Origin of the sequence: Epilithonimonas caeni DSM 17710 (genome assembly GCF_000426465.1) — a bacterium.
In the GTDB taxonomy this organism is placed as follows: Bacteria; Bacteroidota; Bacteroidia; order Flavobacteriales; family Weeksellaceae; genus Epilithonimonas; species Epilithonimonas caeni.
This window is the reverse complement of the sequence record NZ_AUFK01000009.1, coordinates 163,218-185,076: the sequence shown is the minus strand read 5'-3', so window position 1 is coordinate 185,076 and position 21,859 is coordinate 163,218. Positions and strand designations below refer to the sequence as shown.

The following is a 21,859-nucleotide window of genomic DNA, read 5'->3' as shown; positions in this document are numbered from 1 at the left end:
ATTTGATTCTTGTGTCTTTTCTAAATCTTGGTCAATTTAGCAAATTTAAGGATAAGATTTTTCTCGCCTTCATTTTTGAAGATCACTTTTGCCTTGATATTCTGTGGGTCGGTTCCATCTAAAAACTCAACGGTTCCAACGCCGAAACGGTCATGTCTTACATTGTCTCCAACTTGGATATCTTCTGAGGATGAACCACTTGGGTTGATTATCCTGGCCGTTGCAACAGGTTTCAGCTGCTTTTTTGGAGGAGGGACATTGATGTTTCTTTCCAGCGTTTTTTTCTCTTCTTTCTTCTTGAAAAATCGAGGTTCTGAAGGTGTCTCGTCAAAAATACTGGAATCGAGTCCGGAACGATTGATGAATTTCAGTTCTGTGACAGGATTTATCATTTCAACATATTTAGCATCGATTTCGCTTAAGAATCTTGATGGTTCTGCATCGGTAATTTTTCCCCATTGGAATCTGGAAACCGCATAAGTAAAAAACACCTGTTTCTCGGCTCTTGTCAAAGCCACATAAAACAAACGTCTTTCCTCTTCCAATTCTTCCCTTGTGGATGAACTCATAAAGCTAGGGAAAAGATTTTCTTCAAGTCCAACTAAATGAACGACAGGGAACTCCAAACCTTTTGACAAGTGGATCGTCATCAAAGAAACTTTATCTTTATCATCGTCCTTATCATTTTGAGTATCAGAAGAAAGTGCAATGTTTTCCATAAAGTTGGACAAACTCGGGTCTCCTCCTTCAATCTGAATTTGTTCCTCGATGAAACCCTGCATCGAGTTCAGTAGTTCCTGGATATTTTCTACTCTGGAAATTCCTTCCGGTGTTTGGTCTTCTTTCAGAAACTTGATCAGTCCACTTCGTTTCGCAACTTCCATTGCAACATCATAGACATTATCCGTTTTCAACATTACCTGGAAGGCTTTTATCATGGCCCAAAAATCTCCCAATTTTGTTAAAACCCCGTTATTAAGACCCAATTGCGGTGCATAAAACCCGAGATTATCAAGAACCTGAGCGACCGGAACATTTTGCGAATCTGCAAAAACGACCAATTTATTTTGTGTAGTTTCTCCAATTCCCCTTGCCGGATAATTGATGATCCTTGACAAAGCTTCAGAATCATTTTCATTGACCAAAATCCTTAAATAAGCCAGTAGATCTTTAACTTCCTTTCTTTGATAGAAAGACAATCCGCCATACACTTTGTAAGGAATATTTTTTTTCCTCAGCGCATCTTCGAAGGCCCTTGTCTGCGAATTGGTTCTGTAAAGGATCGCAAAATCTGAAAAATGGCGTTGTTGCGTATTGTGTAGTTCGAAGATATTGGCAGAGACGAAATTCGCTTCATCTGCATCAGAAAGACTTCGGTAAACCTTGATCTTGTCCCCGACTTCATTCTCACTGAAAACATTTTTCTTGAATTGTTGTAAGTTTTTGGAGATCACAACATTTGCCGCATCTACGATATTTTGTGTCGAACGATAATTCTGTTCCAAAGAAACTGTAATGGCATCCGGATAATCTTTCTTGAAATTCAGAATGTTATGGATGTTCGCTCCTCGGAATGAATAGATCGATTGTGCATCATCCCCAACGACACAAATATTTTCAAATTTAGAGGCCAAAGCTTTGACAATCAAATACTGGGAATGGTTTGTATCCTGGTACTCATCAACCAAAATATATCTGAATCTGTCCTGATATTTTGCCAAAACTTCTGGAAAACGTGTCAATAACTCATTGGTTTTCAATAACAGATCATCAAAATCCATTGCGCCGTTCTTGAAACAAGCCTCAACATATTTTCTATAAACCTCACCCATATGTCTCATATTCGCTTTTTCATCAGCTTCCATCAGTTCAGGATTGTTGAAATAAGCATTGACCGTGATAAGATTATTTTTATACTGAGAAATTCTGGAAAGAACTTTTTTAGCTTTATAGATCTCTGCATCGATGTTCATGTCCTTGATCACCTTTTTCATCACATTCAGAGCATCCTGCATATCATAGATCGTAAAATTGGAAGGATAGCCGAGATGATGACCCTCGATTCTCAAGATCCTCGCAAAAACAGAGTGAAAAGTCCCCATCCAAAGCGATCGCGCATTGCTGTCCCCAACCAATTTTGCGATACGCTCTTTCATTTCTTTGGCCGCTTTGTTGGTAAAGGTCAAAGACAAGATATTGAAAGGGTCCACTCCATTCGTGATAAGATGTGCAATTCTCATTGTAAGAACTCTTGTTTTACCAGAACCTGCGCCCGCCAAAACCATCAACGGTCCTTGTAAAGTTGTAACTGCTTCTAACTGAGGCTCATTCAATCCTTTCAGATAATCCATTCTATTCTCAAAATTTTAAGGTAACAAAAATAGCGTTTTTTATGCAATTTCTCATTGTGTCAGAATTTGAAATTCGGGGATTAATAGGTAATTTTGCATTGGCAAAAATAACAGCTTATGACTGCCAAAGTCTAATTCTAAAGTAAAAACCAATCTATTGAAAATCAATTCTATTAAAAAAGAGATCCGTTCTTTTTTTGTACTGAAATCCTCACCCAGAAGCTGGCACATTCCTTTTCTTGCAGGGCTTGCCGTAGGGATCCCGTTATTATTCGGGTATTTTTTTGCGGATGTCAGATCAGCTCTTACAGCAAGTTTAGCAGGGTTGGTGATTCTCTACATCCCAAATAGTAAAGATATTTTTGAAATAATGATGAAGATGTTCGTGTGTTCTTTCGGGATGATCATTTCTTACATTTTCGGACTTGTCTTTAGCTTCAATATGTGGATAGCGCCCTTTGCTTTCGGAGTTTTTTCAGCGATTGCTTATTACATCGTCAGATATTTTAACCTGAAACCGCCGGGAAGTTTTTTCTTCATAATGATGGCATCTATGGCAATCGGTCTTCCACACCATCCGGAAGCTATTCCTCAAAAAATCGGGATTTTCACTATCGGAACTTTGAACGCTTGCCTTATTTGCCTGATCTATAGTTTGCTAAAAAACAAGAAAGAATCAAAGTCAGCATTAACAACTTTCCAAATCAATCCTTACGTGAATCTTGTAGAATCCTTTATTATTGGGACCTGCATGTTCGCTTCGGTTTTGGTTGGGCAGATCTTTAAACTCGAATATCCTTATTGGATCCCTATTTCAAGCTTAGCGGTTTTACAGGGAGTGAACCAATATCACATCTGGAAAAGAGGTTTTCACAGGATCATCGGGACGATTATCGGACTCGGAATTGCCTGGTTCATCTTCTCTTATGTGAATGATATTTTGTTGATCTGTGTTTCGATCATCTGCCTTCAGATCATTGTAGAAATGCTGATCACAAGACATTATGCATTGGCTGTAATGTTTCTGACACCGATGGGAATTTTGCTTGCTGAAACCGGAAGCTCTACTTCACTTAATCCCAATTATCTCCTACAAATGAGATTGTTGGAGATTTTAATCGGTAGCGCTATTGGTTGTGTAGGTGGTTGGTTTTTGTATAATGAAAGAATTAGGTTCAATTCTATAAAACATTTGAGAAAGTCAAAAGTTGTTTTGAGAAAGAGCTTTCAAAAATGAAAAGTTCAGGATCAAACCTATTTAATATTTGAGACCAGCATAAGAATCATCAATATTGCCAATCCAATTAAAATTGCATTAGCTGTAGAAAGTTGCGTTTTATTGCTTCTGCTTAATCTGATCGCTTCCATTATCATAAGAACAAACCAACCAATAACGATCATGAGTGCTAAAACTCCAAGACCGACTTGCGAATCGTAAGCAGCTACAAATAAAAGTAAACAACTCGCAACTCCTGCAACTAACAGAATGACAGTTCTTATCAATGCATGAACTATTATTTTTTGATTGGTAATTTGAACGGTTGGTTTATCCTCCTTATCTTCCTTAATATCAAACAACTCATTAAATTCTTCGTTCATATTATTTCTGTTTTTGATACAATTTAATGAAAAAAGCGGTTAATCCGGCATAACTCAAAACCTGTAACATATTGGTTATCATGTAAGTATTTTGAGAAAAACCTATCTGAGGAAATAGATAAAACAAATGGGTTAATGTGAGGGTTACCAAAGAAATAATTGCAATTAGTGTATGATTTTTCATCTAAATATTTTTGTTGATCAATGTATCGACTAATATCGTTATTTTTTTTGAAATGTTACTTTCGGATAGTTATTCAATCGAAATTTATAATGTCAAATCAATACCATTTCATACTTTTGTGAAAAATTTAATCAAATAACTATGAAAAAAATCCTACTCATTTCCTTTCATTTTTCTATATTTTTTGGAAATGCCCAAGTATTAAATACTCAAAATGCATTATCAGGACAGGCAGAAAGACATTTACAATTTAAAATTTCAGACGCTGCAAAAGATGTATTAGAAATTGGTAATTCAACTTCTTTGAATGCTCAATTTCAACCTACTATTTGGGCTCACAAAGAATCTTCACCAGGTCCAGTGTTGGTTTTCTCTGCCAATACAGTTACAAGTATGGATAATGGAACAGTACCAATGCTCAATTTTGTTGCTGGAAAAGATATTTTTGACAACAATGCACCAAATACCTCGCAATTTCCTTGGGGAGATGGCGGAACTGTACAACCTCTGATCAATAGACCAATCGTTGCATTTTCAAATGCTTACAACAATTTAGTTTTATTAAAAGCTAATGGGAATTTTGGTATTGGGACTACAAATCCCGATGCAAAACTACATACTGTTGGCAATTTAAAATTTGAAGGTTTAACAACTTCAAATAGTGGCTGTCCGCTTTTGTTAGATACTTTTGGAAATGTCTATAAGTCAACAATTTGTCAAATAAGTGCAACTGAAATATATGATAAGAAGCCAATACTGAATGCTTTAAATACAATTAAAACCTTCCCAACTTATAATTATTCTGAATTTTCTAATAATACTATTTACAAAAGTACTGCTGATTATGATGCAATCGCCGCATTATACCCAAATTATAGAAATGGAAAAAATGATGACACTCAAATAATTGCATTATTAATAGAATCTATCAAAGAACTAAAAGTAAAAGTAGACGCATTAGAAGAACAATTAGGTACTAAAAATGCTATCTCTGATACTGGAATAAAAATCTACCCAAACCCTGTAAAAAATGACCTTACTATCTTCTTTGATAAAGAAATCAAGAGTTATGTTAGAATTAATATTTATAATACAGAAGGTAGAAAAATTAGTAATTATCAAGTAAGGCCTTCTAGTCAAAAAGTCAGTATCAACGTTTCAAATCTGCCAACAGGAAATTATTTGTATGAAATTATTGCTGATGGCAGCCAAGATGTATCAAAAGGGAAATTCATAAAAGAATAATGAATTTTTAAAATACAATCGAGAAGCTGGAATTAATTTTTCAGCTTTTTTTTTGATCAAATTTTTGTTTGTTTTTTTCAGATTCAAGAAAATCTCTTTGTTTAAATAGCTTGATATACTCTTGGATAAAATGAAATAATGCAAATACTGAATGATGTTTCTTTAAAAAATATTTGCCCATACCAAAAACATTGACCAATCCAACTTTTAAACTTTGAGATTTTGAAAAATTAGGATTTAAGAAAATGCTAAGTAATTTTATTTTAGATAATTTTATAGATTTCTCAAGAGACATTTTTTGTTGTCTGTCGTGCAAGACTTTTGTTCCTTTTAAAATTTTAATAGAAAAATTATGAAATAAAACTCTGTCACAATAGTTTCTGTCTTCTCCATAATGAGAAAAAATCGGATTGAAATTACCTGTTTTTACCAAACATTTTTTACTTATAAGCCATGCTGCAGCATTTGCAAAAGTAGTTTCAAAATATAAGTTGTTTTCTTTAGAAAGTGAAATATATTGTTTAAAATTATTATCAATACAGTCGCCATTCCCATCATATTGGATAGGAACAACTATTCCAGTATCTATATGGTCAACAGAAAACCGGATTAATTGTTCCAAAGTATTTTCCTCTATATAAACATCTTGATTAATCAGAAAAAAATAATCATAATCTAATTTTAGAGCCTTGTTTAAAGCAATATTATTTGCGGCACCGAACCCCAAGTTACTATCAGAGATCTCAAGATCAAAAATGTTATATGATTCCAACAATGATAATGTATTGTCCGTAGAAGCATTATCAACCACAAAAATATCAGACGGATAGTTAGAAGATTGTACAGAATTTAAGCATTTTTCTATCCATTTCTCTCCATTATATGTTACAATTATTGTTGCTACTTTTTTCATTTAATTTTCCAATTGTTTGTAAAATTAGATTAATTTTGGAAGAATAATAAAACTTTATGCTTTGTAGGATTTGTAATCATCAAAATGAAGATTGTAACACGTACAATATCAATGACAAAATGTTTGATGGAAAAGAAAATTTTGAATATTTCGAATGTAAAAACTGTGGTACTTTGCAAATTTCTAAAATTCCAGAAAATATTGGATCTTTTTATCCGGAAAATTATTACAGTTTAACATCTAAAATCAGCTTAAAGGACAAATTGCTTTTCAGACTGAGAGACTATATATTTTACTACAATTTTCCCTCTTTTTTTGTAAATAAATTAAAAATAAAAATGCCTAATCTCTCTCTGGAAGCATTTCTAAAATTGGATCCAGACAAATCTTCAAAAATACTAGACGTTGGCTGTGGAGAAGGTAAATTTTTGAAAAGTATTTTTAATTTAGGATTTCGAAATGTGCTTGGAATTGAGCCTTTTGCACTTAAAGAACAAGAAAGTCCTTTCCCAATCTATAAAAAAAACTTGACAGAACTCAGAGACAAATTCGACATCATAACTTTTAATCATGTTTTTGAACATGTAGAAGACGTTAATGACACTCTAAAACTTTGTTATAATTTATTAGAAAGGGATGGTAAAATAATTATTAGAATTCCTGTAAAAGATTCTTTTGCTTATGAATTCTATAAAGAAAATTGGATTCAGTGGGACGCTCCCAGACATTTTCAGCTTCTAACGAAAAAAGCAATAACACTCCTTGCAGAACAAAATAATTTTAAGTTAAGAGATTATTATTGTGATAGTTACAAATTACAATTTACAGGAAGTGAAAAGTATAAAAGAAATTTATCATATCAGACTCCCAATTCTGTTTTTACAAAGGCTGAATTAAACGAATTCGCTAAAAAATCGATAGAATTAAATAGACAACACAAAGGAGATCAAGTTGTTGCTATTTTACAGAAATTATAAATTTTCAAAAAAAATTTTTGAAAAACTCTTTCCAACGCAGATCTCGAATAAACTTGATTTCTCCTTTACTGAGATCTCGTTTTTCTTTTTGCTTCAGAAAAGAATTGATAGTGATGAAAAACTCTTTTACAGAATGGTTTTTGAAACTGGATTTTGCTGACGAGATCATTGCTAGAGGCAAACTCAAACCGATGTTATAAAAATACTGACCGAGTTTTTCCGCCTTTTGAGATTTGTATTTGTAAGCTGTTGGGCGAAGATGTTTTACCCAAAGGTCTTTGAGGGTCACAACTTCCCAATTATTCTTTTTAGCCAGTAAAATATCGAGATTGTCCCAACCAAGAACAGCCCGCAAGCCATTCATGTCCTCGAAACATTCTTTTTTGTAGGCTTTTATCGGACCGCGAACGTGATTTTTAGAAGACAGATCTTCGAAAACCCACTCGTGAGTTTTATTGCTGAAATCTGCCCAGTTTTCATTCGGGTTTCTGAGATTTTTGATCTCAGGGTTTTGTTTGTAATTCCTGATGTAAACCAAACCTGAAACGATTCCGGCTTTTGGATCTGTATTGAAAACTTGATTGATTTTTTCTAAATAATTTTGAGGAAAAACAATATCTGCATCGTACTTACAAATCACATCAAAATATTTCCAGTCAAAATATTCTAAACCTTTATTAAAGGTTCTCACCACTTTTGCGCCTGGCGAATGTTCAGATTTTTCTAAGTCTAAAACCTTGAACCTTGAATCTTGAACCCTGAAATTATTTATGATGTCAGAGGTTCTATCTGTTGAACCATCATTCACAACAACACAAACAAAATCCTGAAAACTCTGGTTTTTCAGAGATTCCAAACATTGAGAAATATTTTTTTCTTCGTTGTGAGCCGGAATGATAATGAGGAACTTCAAATCGAATTCAAAAAATTTAGAAGCCGAAAGTTACAGATTTTCTAATATTTTCTTTTACAAAAAAAATGTATTTTTAAAATCAATTAAAATTCCAATGAAAAAACATCTTATCCTTTTATTGATCTCACTATCATTTCAATTATATTATTCACAAAAAAGTTCAAGCTTGGAAATTGTTGCACCAAATTTAAAACTTGACACCATCTTTGTAACTTACCCTTCTGCTGCTAGAAATACTCATCTCTTGCACCACTATAAATTCACAGTTGAAGGTTCGAAAAAACTGGCGGAGCAAGGCGATATGAAATTGTCAGCAAAAGGAACTGTAAAAATAATAACAAACTTTGATTATCCTCAACCAGCAGCAATTTCTTATTATGATACGGTTAAAAATTCCGGAATGCAATCGCAGCCTTTTTTTGTTGAGAGCGGGACTTTGAAATTGTTACTTAAAGATGACAAATTGAATTTTGAACTTTTGTCTTCATCTCCTGCTAATTTCGAATATAATAAACTGAGTGCAATACTGAAACCTTATGAGAGCAGATTAAAACCTTACGAAAGTAATGATGCTGAAAATCTGGAAGGTAAAGAACTAGAACTTCAAAAATACATCAGGAAGAACCCTAAATCTTTTGTTGCTCTTTGGGAAATTATTAATGATTTTTCTAGATATGGCTATCACCCAGTTTATTTTGAAAATTTGAAACTATTTGATATGACTGTCAAAAAAACTTACACTTATTTAGAATTCAGTAAGCTTTTGAAATTGGAAGCAGAAAAGATTTTTCCTGATGTTAACCTTGATAACAGTAAACATTTATCAAAAGAAACATTTAAAAACTATAAATTAACTTTAATAGATTATTGGGCAACGTTTTGCAAGCCTTGTATAGAAGATATGCCTAGGTTAGTTGAACTTTACAATCAATATAAAAATCTAGGTGTAAATTTTATTTCTATTGCTGATGAACAAACGCCAGAAAGAATGGTCAAAGCAGCCGAAATTCTGAAGAAAAATAATATAACTTGGGAAAGTTATTTTGATAAAAATAAAGATTTTCCGAAAAAACTAAATGCTTCTGGTTATCCTTTGCAGATTTTGGTAGATTCTGAAGGTAATATTGTTAAAAGGACTTATGGAGAATTAGATGTTATCAAAGAATTTATGACAAATTATTTGAGTAATTAATAAAATTATCGATTTCATCTATAAAAATTTATTGATTAATTAACCGTAATCTTTCTTATTGAGAAGTTTATAAGAGGTAATTTTGCACCTTTGATTTTAATGTCATGGATGCAACGATTGGACAAAGCAAAAACTTCTCATATTCCATTATTTCCTATGTATTTTTTACTTTTATAGGTTACTTCATCATCGGATTGTCTCTTTCAATTTTACCGATTTTCATTAATAAAGGTCTTGGATTCAGTATGTTGGTTGCCGGAATTGTAATTAGCTTACAATATGTGATGACTTTTGTGATGCGGGCTTATTCTGGGAAAATCATTGATAATCAAGGGCCTAAATCTGCTGTTCTCACGAGTATGCTAAGTTTTTCTTTGACAGGCATTATTCTGATTGTGGCATATTACTTTAAATTTTCACCGATCGTCAGCTTAGGATTTCTGGTACTAACAAGATTATTCACCGGTTCTGCGGAAGGAATGATAGGTGCAAGTCCCATTAATTGGGCGATTATGGCGCTGGGGGAAAAACATACGGCAAAGATCATTTCTTATAATGGTGTTGCTTGTTATGGCGCTTTAGCATTAGGTGCTTCTTTGGGTGTTACGATTGTGAAGCACTTCAGTTTTTATGGATTGGGGATCTTGATCTTCATTTTAGGAATTCTTGGTTACCTGTTCGCCAGAACAAAGGAAAATATGTCAAACAAAAGGTCTGCGATTGAAGAAGAACAAAAATCCTTCTGGAATGTTCTTGGAAAAGTCGCACCTTTTGGACTTTGTCTGGCTTTGGGAGGTTTAGGATTTGCAACGATCTCTACTTTCATAACACTTTATTATGATTATTACCATTGGCAAAACGGTGCAATGTGCTTATCTGTTTTTGGAGTTCTATTTGTTGCAGCAAGATTAGTTTTCAGTAATGCGATCAATCGCTTTGGCGGAATCAACGTTGCAATAGTAAGTTTAGCAGTTGAAGCACTTGGATTAACAATTATCAGTTTGTCTTATCATCCTTATTTCGCATTAATTGGTGCAGGAATCACAGGTTTAGGATTTTCATTGATTTTCCCGGCTTTGGGAGTTATGGCAATGAAAACGGTTCCTTCTTCCAATCAAGGTTCGGCTTTGGCTGGTTATGGATTATTTATCGATATTTCTCTTGGTGTGACAGGCCCTTTGATTGGCGGTGTTGCAGATGCATTTGGCTTGCCTTATATTTTCCCTTTCAGTATTGGGATTGTGATGCTAGGTTTAGCCTTGGCTTATTATCTGAAAATGAATCAATCGAAATAAGATTTCTCATCCAAATTCTTCCTATTTTCGCATTTTAAATTGATATGCAGAAAGTTCTCAATCTTTTTGATTTCTCCCAAAAAGTAAATTACAGAAACGAAATATTCGCTGGATTGACCGTTGCAATGACGATGATCCCGGAATCTTTGTCGTTTGCGATTCTTGCAGGATTTTCTCCATTGACGGGGTTGTACGCCGCTTTCATAATGGGATTGGTGACAGCAATTCTCGGCGGAAGACCTGGATTGATTTCAGGAGGCGCAGGTGCAACTGTAATCGTTTTGATCCCATTAATGATCTCCCACGGCATCGAATATGTTTTCGCAACCGTTGTTTTAGCCGGGATCATCCAGATCATTATCGGAATTTTCAAACTCGGTAAATTCATTAGATTGGTACCACAGCCTGTGATGTATGGCTTTGTGAATGGATTGGCAATCGTCATTTTTATGTCACAGATCAATCAGTTTAAGATCCAGGGAACGGAAAAATGGCTGTCAGGAAATCCACTCTATACAATGATTGGTTTGGTTGCACTGACGATTTTTGTCGTATTAATATTTCCAAAATTCACAAAGAAAATTCCGGCCTCTTTGGTGGCGATTGCTGTCACTTTTGCTTTGGTAATGATATTCGGAATCCAAACCAAGACCGTAAATGATATCGCTAATATTGCCGGAGGTTTCCCACCTTTTCATATCCCGAAAATTGAATTATCTTTTGAAGTTTTAAAAGTCATTTTTCCATTTGCTTTGATAATGTCAACCGTTGGATTGACGGAAGGTCTATTGACCTTAAATCTAGTCGATGAAATCACGAATACCAAAGGAAACAGCAACCGCGAATGTATTGCGCAAGGAACCGCCAACATCCTGAACGGTTTTTTTCTTGGAATGGGCGGTTGTCCGATGATCGCACAGACTTTGGTTAATTTATCAGCCGGAGCAAGGGCCAGATTATCCGGAATTATCGCTGCTTTGGTAATTCTTTTAATCATTCTATTTGGTGCGCCAGTAATCGGAAAAATGCCTGTTGCTGCACTGGTCGGCGTCATGATAATGGTTTCTATCGGAACATTTGAATGGGCAAGTTTCAAAGCGATAAAACGATTTCCGAGATCTGATATTTTCGTAATGGTAATTGTTACATTGATCACTGTTTTCCTTCATAATCTGGCTTTGGCCGTTTTGATCGGAGTGATCATTTCGGCTTTGGTTTTTGCCTGGGAAAGTGCAAAAAGAATCCGTGCAAGGAAGTTTATTGATGAAAATGGAGTGAAATATTACGAGATTTTCGGACCATTATTCTTTGGCTCTACGACTATTTTTGCAGAGAAATTCGATGTGCTGAATGACCCCAAAGTAGTTATTATTGATTTTAAAGAAAGTCGTGTAGTAGATATGTCCGCAATTGATATTCTGAATAAACTGACCGAACGTTATCAAAGTCAAGGGAAAATCCTCCGATTGAAAAATCTGAGTCGTAATTGCAAACGATTGATAAAAAATGCGGAAAATGTGGTTGAAATCAACATTGTCGAAGACCCGGAAGATGGCGTTTTAAAGAATTGAGATTTATAAGGAATTTTTTTTTATAGATCTTCGAGAGCCTCAGACTGACAATATTTTACTTCCCGCAATTCGTTTAGAATAAAACACACTTGAGTTTTAGTTACAACGATCTGTTTAGAGCAAAACACACTTAAGTTTTGGTTCCCGCAATTTGTTTAGACTAAATGCTATTTTATTCATCAATGTTGATCGTAAGACTACCCTCCTAGCCACGATTGACTCTGAGTTTTTTACTTATAATTTGAATCGTCGAAACTTCGTTTTGCAGCGGCATCTTTTTTTGTCTTAGCTTAAAATTTTGTTTTGATGGCAGAACTTCTGAGACAAAAAAGATATAACACTTTGACAGGCTCAGTATAAACTACAAGCGGGATCAAGCTCCTACTTCATTTATAAAAACTCGATTTTCAGAATCCAACTAAAATCACGATTTTTGCAATCTCAAATTTTATTATGTCTTTAGAACAAGAAATCAGCAAAAGAAAAACTTTCGGAATCATCTCCCACCCCGATGCGGGAAAAACCACGTTGACGGAAAAACTCCTGCTTTTCGGAGGTGCGATTCAGGAAGCCGGTGCTGTAAAATCCAACAAGATCAAAAAAGGAGCGACCTCCGACTTTATGGAAATCGAGCGTCAGAGAGGGATCTCTGTGGCGACTTCCGTTTTGGCTTTTGAATACCGTGACCACAAGATCAATATTCTGGATACGCCCGGTCACAAGGATTTTGCGGAAGATACTTACCGAACTTTGACCGCCGTTGACTCTGTAATTGTTGTGATCGACGTTGCGAAAGGAGTTGAGGAACAGACAGAAAAGCTGGTTCAGGTTTGCAGAATGAGAAACATTCCGATGATTGTTTTCATCAATAAGTTAGACCGTGAAGGTAAAGATGCCTTCGATTTGCTGGATGAAGTGGAACAGAAATTAGGTTTGACGGTTTGCCCGCTTTCTCTGCCGATTGGTATGGGCAGCGACTTTCAGGGGATTTATAATATTTGGGAAAATAACATCCAGTTGTTTTTGGAAGAGAAGAAACAGAAAGTTGGAGAGTCTCTGAAAATTGATGATATCAACGATCCTCAAATTGATGAATTGGTTGGTTCAAAAGCGGCGACAACTTTACGAGAAGAATTGGATCTGATACAGTCTGTTTATCCGGAGTTTAATCGTGAAGATTATATGAATGGTGATTTGCAGCCTGTTTTCTTTGGTTCTGCTCTTAATAATTTCGGAGTTCGTGAGTTATTGAATGCTTTCATTGATATTGCACCAATGCCACAGCCGAAAGAAAGTGAAACCAGATTGGTAAAGCCGGAAGAACAAAATTTTACAGGGTTTGTGTTCAAAATTCACGCGAATATGGACCCGAAGCACAGAGACCGTCTGGCATTTGTAAAAATCGTGTCCGGAACTTTCAAAAGAAATGAAAATTATCTCCTTGTAAGAGAAGGTAAAAAAATGAAGTTCTCCTCTCCTAACGCGTTCTTTGCAGATAAAAAAGAAGTTGTGGACGAGAGTTTTCCTGGCGATATTGTCGGACTTCATGATACGGGAAGTTTCCGAATTGGTGATACTTTGACAGCCGGCGAAAAACTGAATTTCAAAGGCATCCCGAGTTTCTCTCCTGAACATTTCCGTTACATCAATAACAACGACCCATTGAAAGCGAAACAATTAGCGAAAGGTGTTGATCAGCTAATGGACGAAGGTGTAGCCCAGCTTTTTACGCTGGAAATGAATGGACGAAAAATCATCGGAACGGTTGGTGCGCTCCAGTATGAGGTTATACAATACCGTTTGGAGCACGAATATGGTGCGAAATGTTCTTATGAGCCAATCAGCATTCATAAAGCTTGTTGGGTTGAAGCGGATGAAAAGTCTGAGGAATTCAAAGAGTTTGCGAGATTGAAACAGCGTTTCTTAGCGAGAGACAAATATGACCAACTGGTTTTCTTAGCCGATTCGTCTTTTACGATTACAATGACACAGGAAAAGTTTCCGAATGTGAAACTGCATTTTATTAGTGAGTTTGCTAATGATTAAAATATATAATCCGCAGCGTTTTCTGCGGATTTTTTTTGGTGATAAGAATTGATGTTATTTCGACTAGAATAATGATTATATTTGAATACTTAACATTAATAAGATGAAAATAATTATACTGCCTAAAGATATATCTGAAGATTTATTAAATTATGACATATCTGAAATTAACTCAAATGAATTAGATATAATTTTGACTGAACTTAAGGAAATTGATAACAGTGTTGAAATTTCTACAGTTAATTTTGGGCGAGGTGCGGATTGGATACTGATACTTGCTACATTGAGTTCTATAACAAGTATAATTTCACTTGGCGATAAACTTGAAAAAGGTATTGACGGATGGATAAAAATCGGAAAAAGAATTTCAAAAATATTTCATAATTCAGACAAAGTTTATATTGATGAAGATGTAGCTAAAATTATGGCTATCTCACATATCTCTAAAAATTATGATATTAAAAGTATAAAATTGATTGATAATCATACTACATTTTTAGTTGATTTTTCAAATTGGTTCAAAAGAGAGAATAAACAAGATTTGACATCGAAGCCCTTCAATATTTACAATTTCACATTTGAATTAAATAGTGAAAGAACAATTTCTTTAAGTGTAAAATCAAATGGTGAAATAATAGAAATATTAGATATTGAAATAGAAACGCTTAATAATATTTTATAAAAATTTTATTTTAAATACTCCTTCACTTCATCCAAATTATTATCCCCAAAAATCAAAGAAACAATAATCGGCATTTTACCTTTTTTATAAAACTCTTGTAAATCATTTGTAAAATCAATTTAAATATTTGATTTTCAATATTTAAAAATATTACAAAAATTATCGGATTCATTTACAAATCATTCTTTTCGTTTCGGGATAGCTTTACATCATAAAATTATCCCAATGAAAAAATTAATATTGACCACCATTATTTTGAGCACACTCACGATGTGTAAAAAAGCAGATCTACAGGAAGCTAATCATACAATCGCCAGTGCAGATTCTTTGATGGATAAAACTTCTGAAACTGTAAAAAATCTGGATTCTAATGCCAATGCAGTTTTAGATTCGGTGAATCTAAGAGCTAAAGATCTTATCAAAAATAAAGAAGATATCGAGAAAGCTTTTGAAAACAGCAAAAATAAAATCGATTCTATTTCTGAAAATATCGAGAAATTCAAAAAAGATATTGAAGAGAATAAAATCAGTTCAAATATTGATTCGATAAAAAATCAAATCAAAAAAGAAATCCCGAAAACGACTAAAGTTCTTACCAAAGTCATCTACAAAGACAAACCTGCAAAAAAGGAAAATGTAGTTCCAGAACCTTCTCCAATGGTAAAAAATGGTTCTGTGGAAATCAATGTTGAGAATATCTCCGAATCCAAACAATTTCTCAGAGAAATCATCCGAAAATATGACGGGACTGTCAAAACGGAAAATCTGGTGAGTAATGATGAATTTCAGACACTCTATGTTACAGCGAAAGTTCCAGTTGAAAAGTTCGATTATCTTGTAGAAGACCTTCAAAATTTGGGAATCATCCGAAATAAAAATCTGGAAGAGAAAGGTGATACCTATAGTCCTAATAAATTGGGCAATCTGGAAATCACGCTTTATGACAATCACCTGAAACCTCAGGAAAATGAAAAAGATAAGACTTTTGGTGAAAAATCCGCAGATGCAATTTCATCCGGATGGCATGTGATTGGAAGTATTCTGTTGTTCCTTCTACCCTTTTGGCCGGTATTCTTGATTGCTGGAATTGGTTATTATTTTTATAAAAAGAAAAATCAGGACAAGAATCAAAATATTCCGAAGGATGATGACCTTAATGATAAATTTATAAAGATTAAAAGAAAAGACGCTTAAATTAAGCGTCTTTTTTATGATTGAGAATTTGATTTTAGTTCATCAAGCTTTTACTTAGGTTAAGCGCATCTTGATTGGTACTGTCATATTGCAAAGATTTTGCTATATACTGCTTAGCTTTTTCTTTATCAGTATCCTTCTCTTGGAAAGCAATGAAAAAATAAGCGTAAGCCAGGTTCTGCTTATTAGCTTCTACCTCTTCCGGTTTTACTTTTGCAATGTATTTATCATAAGCAGCTTTTGCTCCTTCGTTGTTTTTTGCCGCCTGATTGGCATAACCAATGCTATAATATGCCGGTGCCCAATCTGGAATGATCGTTGTGATCTGATTCCAAGTTGCAATGGCAGATGTATAATCCTGAGCATCCTGATAAGCCGTTGCCAATGCTACCAAAGATTGTGTGTCTTGTGGATTGGCAGCAATTTTTTGTTTCAGCGCATCTATTTGGGGGTTGGCAGTTGAACTTTGAGTTGTAGTTGCCGTTTGTGTTTCATTGGTTGTTTGGGCATTTACATAACCAACTGTTAGTAATGATAATCCAAACAATAAACTTTTAATTTTCGATTCCGTTTTCATAACCTTTTTATTTTAAGTTATGATGATTATCGCAACTACGATTCCATAAAGGCCATAAATTTTGAAATTTTATATTTTTTTAGAAACTTTTAATAATAATCAAATAGTGTTTAAGAAATTTTAAAATAATTTATTATTCAAACTTGTTTGAATCTTCTATAGTTTAGCTTTTAAAATTATTCATCATAAGACCACTTCAAAATACTTGTTCATCTGGTCCACAGTTCCCAAGCTGATCCTTGTCCATTTTCCTTTTTGTTCATAGGTTTTCCCACCTAGTATTTTGGCGTCTTTCAATTTTTTGAAGTAATCGCCATTGTAATTTTCCAAGGAGAAATAAACAAAATTAGCTGATGATGGAATCGTTTTTATTCCTCGTTTATTAAATCCTGACATCACAAAATCTTTCACTTTCTGATTATTATCCAAAACTTTAGTAATGAATTCCTTGTCTTCCATTGCTGCAATTGCACCAGCCATTGTCACAACACTGATCTCTGCACCGCTCCAGCTTTGGAGCTTTTTCAGCTCAGCAATTAATCTTTCATTTCCAATGGCATAACCCAATCTTGCACCGGCAAATCCATAAAGTTTTGAAAATGTTCTTGTTATAATCAGATTTTTGTAAACGTCAACCAAATCGCTGAGAGATTTCTGAGTTGTAAATTCGATGTAAGCTTCATCAACCAAAACAATGATGCTATCAGGGATAGATTTGATGAAACCTTCAATTTCCTGTCTGGAAAGCAAATCGCCGGTTGGATTATTCGGATTGCAGATGTAGATGAGTTTCGTGTCTTTTTTGACAGCAGCTTTCATCTTATCAAGGTCGATTTTCTTCTTTTCGTTCAGAGGAATTACAGATTTTGACATTCCGAGAAACTCGGCAATTGGTTCAAAGATCGTGAAAGACGGATCAGGAATGATAAAATGTCCTTTATTGATGGAAACATATTTCGTAATCAATTCCAATAGGAAAGACGAACCTGCCGAAACCAAAAGATTTTCTTTTTTGGTCTGATTGATTTCTGCCAGTTTCTCACAAAGGATATCTGCAAATTTGAAATCGTACATCGAAGAAAGACTGAGGCTTTTCTGCATCGCTTCCAAAGCTTTCGGAGACGTTCCAAAAGGATTTTCGTTGAAACAAAGTCGAATGGTTTCGTTATCTTTTTTTAATAAGTTGAAATTAGGGGTTTCTTTAGCGAAAAATTCCAATGGCGAAATCGTCAAAGCAGCACTTCCTAAAAAAGCGGTCTTCAGCCAGTCTCTTCTGTTAATGGACATAGTAATAGATTTATTTTCAATAAAATTAAAGTTTTATTTGAAATATTGAGTTTACTATTGAAAAAAATATACTGTATTGAATAAGAAATTGTATCAAGTTTGCGATATTAAGTAATATTTTAAAATTTCTCGATAGATATGGTTTTCCATAAATAAATCAAAAATGATAATACTATTTTTGAAAATAATTTTAAACATATGAAGAAAATACTATTTCTAATTATCATTTTTTTGATTTCTTGTGATGGAAATAATCAAAAAGAAATTGAGTGGACAAAAAATGGAACATTGCACCAGTCAAAAATTTCTGATTGGAAAAATGCGACCGAAGAAAATAAATTAGCTACTTGTGCCGATTTTGTTGCAAATTTAAAAAAAGTTGAACATCAAGAATATAAAACAATGTCAGAAATGAAAAGTGATGCAATCAATATGAAAACCTGCATCGAAGAGGCTGTGAATGGCGGAGATTATGCTGATGATATTAATGTGAGTGAAGTCGCAGTATTATGCCATATGATGATAAAAACAACTAATTAATATTATAAATTCACCAAAACAACCCTATAACCGCCCAACTTCCCAAGCTTATTCACAGACCTTACAACAACTGTTGAAAGTTTTTTTCCATTAGATTCTGAAACAACATTTTTACTGATGATTTCTGGAGAAAGAATTTCCGTTTGCCAATTGTTACCATATTTTAAATAAATAACATAAGACAACGCTTCGGTTTGTTTGTTCCAATTGATTGAAACATTATTAAATTGTTTTTTCCAAATTACATTCAATTCCGGTAATTCTTTAGAAGCCAGCCAAGTTGTTTCGGGAATCAAGGCTTTCTCTTTGTAGGAATTGGTTTTTAATTCCTGTTGCATTGCGTAATTCTTTGTGATTCCGGCAATGCTCCAATGTACTTCTCCAGTATTTTTTTTCAGGATCTGTCTTGTCACATCTATCTCTCTGGCGATTTCAGAAACTGGGTTTGAGGATTTTACAGCAACCGTGTTCAAACCTGGCCAAAGATGACGGCCTTTTGTATTCTCATCACTCCACCATTGCAAAAGAAGCGGAAAACTTTGTCCCGGCGAATCCACAGGCCAATACAACTGGGGCGTGAAATAATCGATCCAGCCTTGATTCAGCCACAGTTTTGCATCGGCATATAATTCATCATATTGAGAAGAGCCTTTGATTCCCGTAGGAAAGCCAGGTTTCCAAATCCCAAAAGGACTGATACCGAACTTGACATCATTTTTCTGAGCTTTGATTTCGTCATAGATCCGCTTCACGAATTTGTTCACATTTCCACGTCTCCAATCCGCCCTGGAAAGCGTTCCGCCAGATTGCTGATAAAGCGACCAGGATTTGTAATCCGGAAAATCTTTTCCACCATTATATTCTGCGTAAGGATAAAAATAATCATCAAAATGAATTCCGTCCACATCATATCTTGAAACAATATCTTTCACCACTTTCGAGGCCTGTTCCTGCGTTCTGTCATCAGCCGGGTCAAACCAGTACATTCCGTTTTTTAGCTTAACGATGTTATCAGGGGATTTTTTCACCATTGATTCTGATGTGATCTGTCCACCGTTGGAATGATGCGCACGGAAAGGATTGAGCCAGGCATGAAATTCCAGACCACGTTTGTGGGATTCTTCAATCCAAAACTCCAAAGGGTCATATTCCGGATAAGGAGCCTGACCAATTTGTCCAGTTAAAAAATAAGACCATGGCTCGTGCGGACTTTTGTACAAAGCGTCTGCAGAAGGACGAACCTGCAAAATCACAGCGTTGAAATTGAGGTCAACCAAAAGATTCAATAATTGTATTGCTTCCTGTTTTTGCTGGTCAACAGAAAGATCATTTCTCGAAGGCCAGTTGATGTTGGCAACCGAAGCAATCCACACTGCTCTGAATTCCCTTTTGATTTCGGGCAGATCAATGTTATCCAATTTGACAACAGGTTTTGGAGGAAGCTTGATTTCTGTTTTTACAACAGGCTTAATACCAGATTTCGGGGTTGATTTTTTAGTTTTTGTAGCACAAGAAACTACAAAAACGACCAGCAATACTATTTGAAAAAATGATGATCTGAAACGCATAGTCTGCAAAACTAAACGATAATATCAGAAATACAAAAAAGCATCCTATTATTTGGATACTTTTATAATTTTTTAACTCCAAAAGAGATACTAATATTTAAAGTTAAACACAAAGGCAAAAAACCAAATTGTATTGAAAACAGTTTTAGGGCACTATAAAAATCACCGATTTTTCAATTTTGAAACATATCAAAATCGTTGTGCCTTAATTATTCAGATTTATATTTCAAAACTCTATGCCTTTGTGTTAAACAATTTGCCATTTTAGTTATTCGAAAATAATGGTCTTGTTACCGTCTATAAAAACTTTGTCTTCGAAAACCAATTTGAGTGCATTTGCCAGAACAATTCGCTCCACATCTTTTCCCATTTTAGCCAAGTCTTTTGCTGTTTTCGAGTGACTAACTTTGATAATATCCTGATAAATAATCGGTCCTTCATCCAAATCATTCGTCACAAAATGGGCTGTTGCTCCGATGATCTTAACGCCTCTTTCGAAAGCCTGTTTGTAAGGATTCGCACCAATGAAAGCCGGTAAAAACGAATGATGAATATTAATGATTTTTCCTTCGAAATCTTTTACAAAACTTGGAGAAAGGATTCTCATAAACTTTGCCAGCACAAGATAATCATAGTTGTAATCTTGAAGAACAGTTTTGATTTTTTCTTCGTGTTCTTCTCTTGTGATATTTTCTACAGGAATATAAATAAAAGGAATATTGAATTTCTCCGTCAATTCTCTTAGATTTTCATAATTTCCAACAACCGCAAGAATATTAAAATTAAGGTCTTTGAATTGATTTCTTATCAGCAAATCTGCCAAACAATGATGTTCTTTTGTCACCAAAACTACAACGTTTTTGGATTCATTTTGACTTAATTCAATTGAGCAATCGCCTAATTGTTTTTTGAGTTGTTCAATTACTTTTTCAGGTTCAGCGATTCCGGAAACCTCTGTTCTCATAAAGAACAATGCTTTTTCATTATCCACGAATTCGTCGTTCTTGATAATATTAAGCCCATTCTCCAAAAGGATCTCGGAGATTCTGTAAACTAGACCTTTTTCGTCTTTGCAGGTGATTTTTATGGTGAATTGTTTCATAGTGTTTTTACGTTAATTTTTAAAGGTCAGATGTAATCGCTGGATTTTTTATGGAATATTTATATCTGCGAAAACTGCGACTTCATCGTGTTTTTCAATAAAAAAAGAGAATTTATATTCTCCTTAGCAAGTATCTGGCTCCGTGATGAATCATTAAAATGTGAATTTCATTTTCAGAAATAATTCTATATATGATTCTATAATTTCCTTCCGTGATTTCTCTAACATTTATGTTATTGGCTTCTCTTACAATTTTTCCAATAAAAATATTTGATTTTATAATTTCCGTTTTAGTTTGAATCTTTACAATTTGTAATTGTGCATATCTCTTAGAATCATGCGTGATATAATCATAAATATCTTTCAAATCTAATTGTGCAGATTTTAACCATTTAATGTAAACCATTGCTGAATTTCACTTTTGAGTTGGTCTTCATCTACTGTTTCGTTTTTGTCAGATTGTTGTAATCTTTCCTCCAATTTTTCAATAAAAATCAATCTCTCAATAACTTCCTCAATGCTGATTTCATCTGGGAAATCATCAATATGTTTCTTCAATTTTTCTTTGGTGATTATCATCTTTTATGAATTTACTAAGCTAAGTTAATCATTTCTCAACAAAA

Annotated in this window: 21 protein-coding genes; 10 read left to right on the top strand and 11 right to left on the bottom strand. The window is 34.2% G+C overall.

Translation table 11 applies throughout. From position 1 onward, the window contains the following. Positions 1–20: 20 nt before the first annotated feature. A complete protein-coding gene (locus tag K319_RS0102095; protein ID WP_027382108.1) occupies positions 21–2,351 on the bottom strand; it encodes an ATP-dependent helicase in 2,331 nt (776 codons plus the stop codon). 157 nt (positions 2,352–2,508) lie between these two features. Here K319_RS0102095 and K319_RS0102090 point away from each other — a divergent pair, with 157 nt between their 5' ends. After that, positions 2,509–3,588: an FUSC family protein gene (locus K319_RS0102090; protein WP_084403384.1), complete on the top strand. Its 1,080-nt coding sequence runs from the start codon at positions 2,509–2,511 to the stop codon at positions 3,586–3,588. 17 nt (positions 3,589–3,605) lie between these two features. Here the strand turns inward: K319_RS0102090 and K319_RS0102085 are convergent, their stop codons facing one another. Then, positions 3,606–3,950 (bottom strand): hypothetical protein, encoded by a 345-nt coding sequence (locus tag K319_RS0102085; protein WP_027382106.1) that lies wholly within the window; start codon positions 3,948–3,950, stop codon positions 3,606–3,608. A gap of 1 nt (position 3,951) precedes the next feature. Then, entirely contained in the window at positions 3,952–4,134 is a 183-nt protein-coding gene (locus tag K319_RS0102080) for a hypothetical protein (protein WP_027382105.1), read from the bottom strand. A 141-nt stretch (positions 4,135–4,275) separates the two neighbouring features. Here K319_RS0102080 and K319_RS0102075 point away from each other — a divergent pair, with 141 nt between their 5' ends. Continuing rightward, positions 4,276–5,379 (top strand): T9SS type A sorting domain-containing protein, encoded by a 1,104-nt coding sequence (locus K319_RS0102075; protein WP_027382104.1) that lies wholly within the window; start codon positions 4,276–4,278, stop codon positions 5,377–5,379. A 40-nt stretch (positions 5,380–5,419) separates the two neighbouring features. On the opposite strand, the gene K319_RS19670 is transcribed toward K319_RS0102075, so the two are convergent. Continuing rightward, the gene (locus K319_RS19670; protein WP_051230359.1) at positions 5,420–6,292 is read right to left on the bottom strand and encodes a glycosyltransferase family 2 protein; all 873 of its coding nucleotides are present in this window, start codon (positions 6,290–6,292) and stop codon (positions 5,420–5,422) included. Between the two features lie 119 nt (positions 6,293–6,411). Here K319_RS19670 and K319_RS0102065 point away from each other — a divergent pair, with 119 nt between their 5' ends. Next, positions 6,412–7,269, top strand: coding sequence for a class I SAM-dependent methyltransferase (locus K319_RS0102065; protein ID WP_027382103.1), 858 nt, complete (start codon positions 6,412–6,414; stop codon positions 7,267–7,269). 4 nt (positions 7,270–7,273) lie between these two features. Here K319_RS0102065 and K319_RS0102060 read toward each other — a convergent pair whose 3' ends face one another. Next, on the bottom strand, positions 7,274–8,182 hold the full coding sequence (locus K319_RS0102060; RefSeq protein WP_027382102.1) for a glycosyltransferase family 2 protein: 909 nt from the start codon (positions 8,180–8,182) through the stop codon (positions 7,274–7,276). Between the two features lie 94 nt (positions 8,183–8,276). On the opposite strand from K319_RS0102060, the gene K319_RS0102055 reads away from it, so the two are divergent. The 6 genes from K319_RS0102055 (at position 8,277) to K319_RS0102030 (ending at position 16,162) form a co-directional block, all read left to right on the top strand. Continuing rightward, a complete protein-coding gene (locus tag K319_RS0102055; protein ID WP_169712645.1) occupies positions 8,277–9,374 on the top strand; it encodes a TlpA family protein disulfide reductase in 1,098 nt (365 codons plus the stop codon). A gap of 104 nt (positions 9,375–9,478) precedes the next feature. Further along, positions 9,479–10,669, top strand: a complete 1,191-nt coding sequence (locus K319_RS0102050; RefSeq protein ID WP_027382100.1) for an MFS transporter — start codon at positions 9,479–9,481, stop codon at positions 10,667–10,669. A gap of 44 nt (positions 10,670–10,713) precedes the next feature. Next, positions 10,714–12,240 carry a SulP family inorganic anion transporter gene (locus K319_RS0102045; RefSeq protein WP_027382099.1) on the top strand — a complete coding sequence of 509 codons (1,527 nt, stop codon included), beginning with the start codon at positions 10,714–10,716 and terminating at the stop codon, positions 12,238–12,240. Between the two features lie 453 nt (positions 12,241–12,693). Then, entirely contained in the window at positions 12,694–14,286 is a 1,593-nt protein-coding gene (locus tag K319_RS0102040) for a peptide chain release factor 3 (protein ID WP_027382098.1), read from the top strand. A gap of 103 nt (positions 14,287–14,389) precedes the next feature. Beyond that, complete coding sequence (locus K319_RS0102035) at positions 14,390–14,968, top strand: hypothetical protein (RefSeq protein WP_027382097.1); 579 nt, start codon at positions 14,390–14,392, stop codon at positions 14,966–14,968. Positions 14,969–15,193: 225 nt separating this feature from the next. Continuing rightward, positions 15,194–16,162 carry a DUF4349 domain-containing protein gene (locus K319_RS0102030; protein ID WP_084403381.1) on the top strand — a complete coding sequence of 323 codons (969 nt, stop codon included), beginning with the start codon at positions 15,194–15,196 and terminating at the stop codon, positions 16,160–16,162. 34 nt (positions 16,163–16,196) lie between these two features. Here the strand turns inward: K319_RS0102030 and K319_RS0102025 are convergent, their stop codons facing one another. Together K319_RS0102025 and K319_RS0102020 are read right to left on the bottom strand one after the other, a co-directional pair. Then, positions 16,197–16,739 (bottom strand): hypothetical protein, encoded by a 543-nt coding sequence (locus tag K319_RS0102025; RefSeq protein WP_027382095.1) that lies wholly within the window; start codon positions 16,737–16,739, stop codon positions 16,197–16,199. A gap of 183 nt (positions 16,740–16,922) precedes the next feature. Beyond that, positions 16,923–18,026, bottom strand: a complete 1,104-nt coding sequence (locus K319_RS0102020; protein ID WP_027382094.1) for a pyridoxal phosphate-dependent aminotransferase — start codon at positions 18,024–18,026, stop codon at positions 16,923–16,925. A 198-nt stretch (positions 18,027–18,224) separates the two neighbouring features. On the opposite strand from K319_RS0102020, the gene K319_RS0102015 reads away from it, so the two are divergent. Continuing rightward, entirely contained in the window at positions 18,225–18,566 is a 342-nt protein-coding gene (locus tag K319_RS0102015) for a hypothetical protein (protein WP_027382093.1), read from the top strand. A gap of 2 nt (positions 18,567–18,568) precedes the next feature. Here the strand turns inward: K319_RS0102015 and K319_RS19665 are convergent, their stop codons facing one another. The 4 genes from K319_RS19665 to K319_RS0101995 form a co-directional block, all read right to left on the bottom strand. Further along, positions 18,569–20,134: a glycoside hydrolase family 10 protein gene (locus tag K319_RS19665; RefSeq protein WP_034671256.1), complete on the bottom strand. Its 1,566-nt coding sequence runs from the start codon at positions 20,132–20,134 to the stop codon at positions 18,569–18,571. A gap of 268 nt (positions 20,135–20,402) precedes the next feature. Further along, the gene (purU, locus tag K319_RS0102005; protein ID WP_027382092.1) at positions 20,403–21,236 is read right to left on the bottom strand and encodes a formyltetrahydrofolate deformylase; all 834 of its coding nucleotides are present in this window, start codon (positions 21,234–21,236) and stop codon (positions 20,403–20,405) included. Positions 21,237–21,348: 112 nt separating this feature from the next. After that, the gene (locus tag K319_RS0102000; RefSeq protein ID WP_027382091.1) at positions 21,349–21,642 is read right to left on the bottom strand and encodes a type II toxin-antitoxin system RelE/ParE family toxin; all 294 of its coding nucleotides are present in this window, start codon (positions 21,640–21,642) and stop codon (positions 21,349–21,351) included. Continuing rightward, the gene (locus K319_RS0101995) at positions 21,621–21,815 is read right to left on the bottom strand and encodes a hypothetical protein (protein WP_034671254.1); all 195 of its coding nucleotides are present in this window, start codon (positions 21,813–21,815) and stop codon (positions 21,621–21,623) included. The genes K319_RS0102000 and K319_RS0101995 overlap by 22 nt, the downstream gene beginning before the upstream one ends. Positions 21,816–21,859: the final 44 nt, after the last annotated feature.

Bases quoted from the DNA above. Each gene is read 5' to 3' on its own strand.
- K319_RS0102025 (WP_027382095.1), bottom strand. From the start codon at position 16,739: ATGAAAACGGAATCGAAAATTAAAAGTTTATTGTTTGGATTATCATTA.
- K319_RS0102085 (WP_027382106.1), bottom strand. From the start codon at position 3,950: ATGAACGAAGAATTTAATGAGTTGTTTGATATTAAGGAAGATAAGGAG.
- K319_RS0102015 (WP_027382093.1), top strand. From the start codon at position 18,225: ATGAAGAAAATACTATTTCTAATTATCATTTTTTTGATTTCTTGTGAT.
- purU (WP_027382092.1), bottom strand. From the start codon at position 21,236: ATGAAACAATTCACCATAAAAATCACCTGCAAAGACGAAAAAGGTCTA.
- K319_RS0102030 (WP_084403381.1), top strand. From the start codon at position 15,194: ATGAAAAAATTAATATTGACCACCATTATTTTGAGCACACTCACGATG.
- K319_RS0102080 (WP_027382105.1), bottom strand. From the start codon at position 4,134: ATGAAAAATCATACACTAATTGCAATTATTTCTTTGGTAACCCTCACA.
- K319_RS0102040 (WP_027382098.1), top strand. From the start codon at position 12,694: ATGTCTTTAGAACAAGAAATCAGCAAAAGAAAAACTTTCGGAATCATC.
- K319_RS0102095 (WP_027382108.1), bottom strand. From the start codon at position 2,351: ATGGATTATCTGAAAGGATTGAATGAGCCTCAGTTAGAAGCAGTTACA.
- K319_RS0102020 (WP_027382094.1), bottom strand. From the start codon at position 18,026: ATGTCCATTAACAGAAGAGACTGGCTGAAGACCGCTTTTTTAGGAAGT.
- K319_RS19670 (WP_051230359.1), bottom strand. From the start codon at position 6,292: ATGAAAAAAGTAGCAACAATAATTGTAACATATAATGGAGAGAAATGG.
- K319_RS0102050 (WP_027382100.1), top strand. From the start codon at position 9,479: ATGGATGCAACGATTGGACAAAGCAAAAACTTCTCATATTCCATTATT.
- K319_RS19665 (WP_034671256.1), bottom strand. From the start codon at position 20,134: ATGCGTTTCAGATCATCATTTTTTCAAATAGTATTGCTGGTCGTTTTT.
- K319_RS0102000 (WP_027382091.1), bottom strand. From the start codon at position 21,642: ATGGTTTACATTAAATGGTTAAAATCTGCACAATTAGATTTGAAAGAT.
- K319_RS0102065 (WP_027382103.1), top strand. From the start codon at position 6,412: ATGTTTGATGGAAAAGAAAATTTTGAATATTTCGAATGTAAAAACTGT.
- K319_RS0101995 (WP_034671254.1), bottom strand. From the start codon at position 21,815: ATGATAATCACCAAAGAAAAATTGAAGAAACATATTGATGATTTCCCA.
- K319_RS0102035 (WP_027382097.1), top strand. From the start codon at position 14,390: ATGAAAATAATTATACTGCCTAAAGATATATCTGAAGATTTATTAAAT.
- K319_RS0102045 (WP_027382099.1), top strand. From the start codon at position 10,714: ATGCAGAAAGTTCTCAATCTTTTTGATTTCTCCCAAAAAGTAAATTAC.
- K319_RS0102075 (WP_027382104.1), top strand. From the start codon at position 4,276: ATGAAAAAAATCCTACTCATTTCCTTTCATTTTTCTATATTTTTTGGA.
- K319_RS0102055 (WP_169712645.1), top strand. From the start codon at position 8,277: ATGAAAAAACATCTTATCCTTTTATTGATCTCACTATCATTTCAATTA.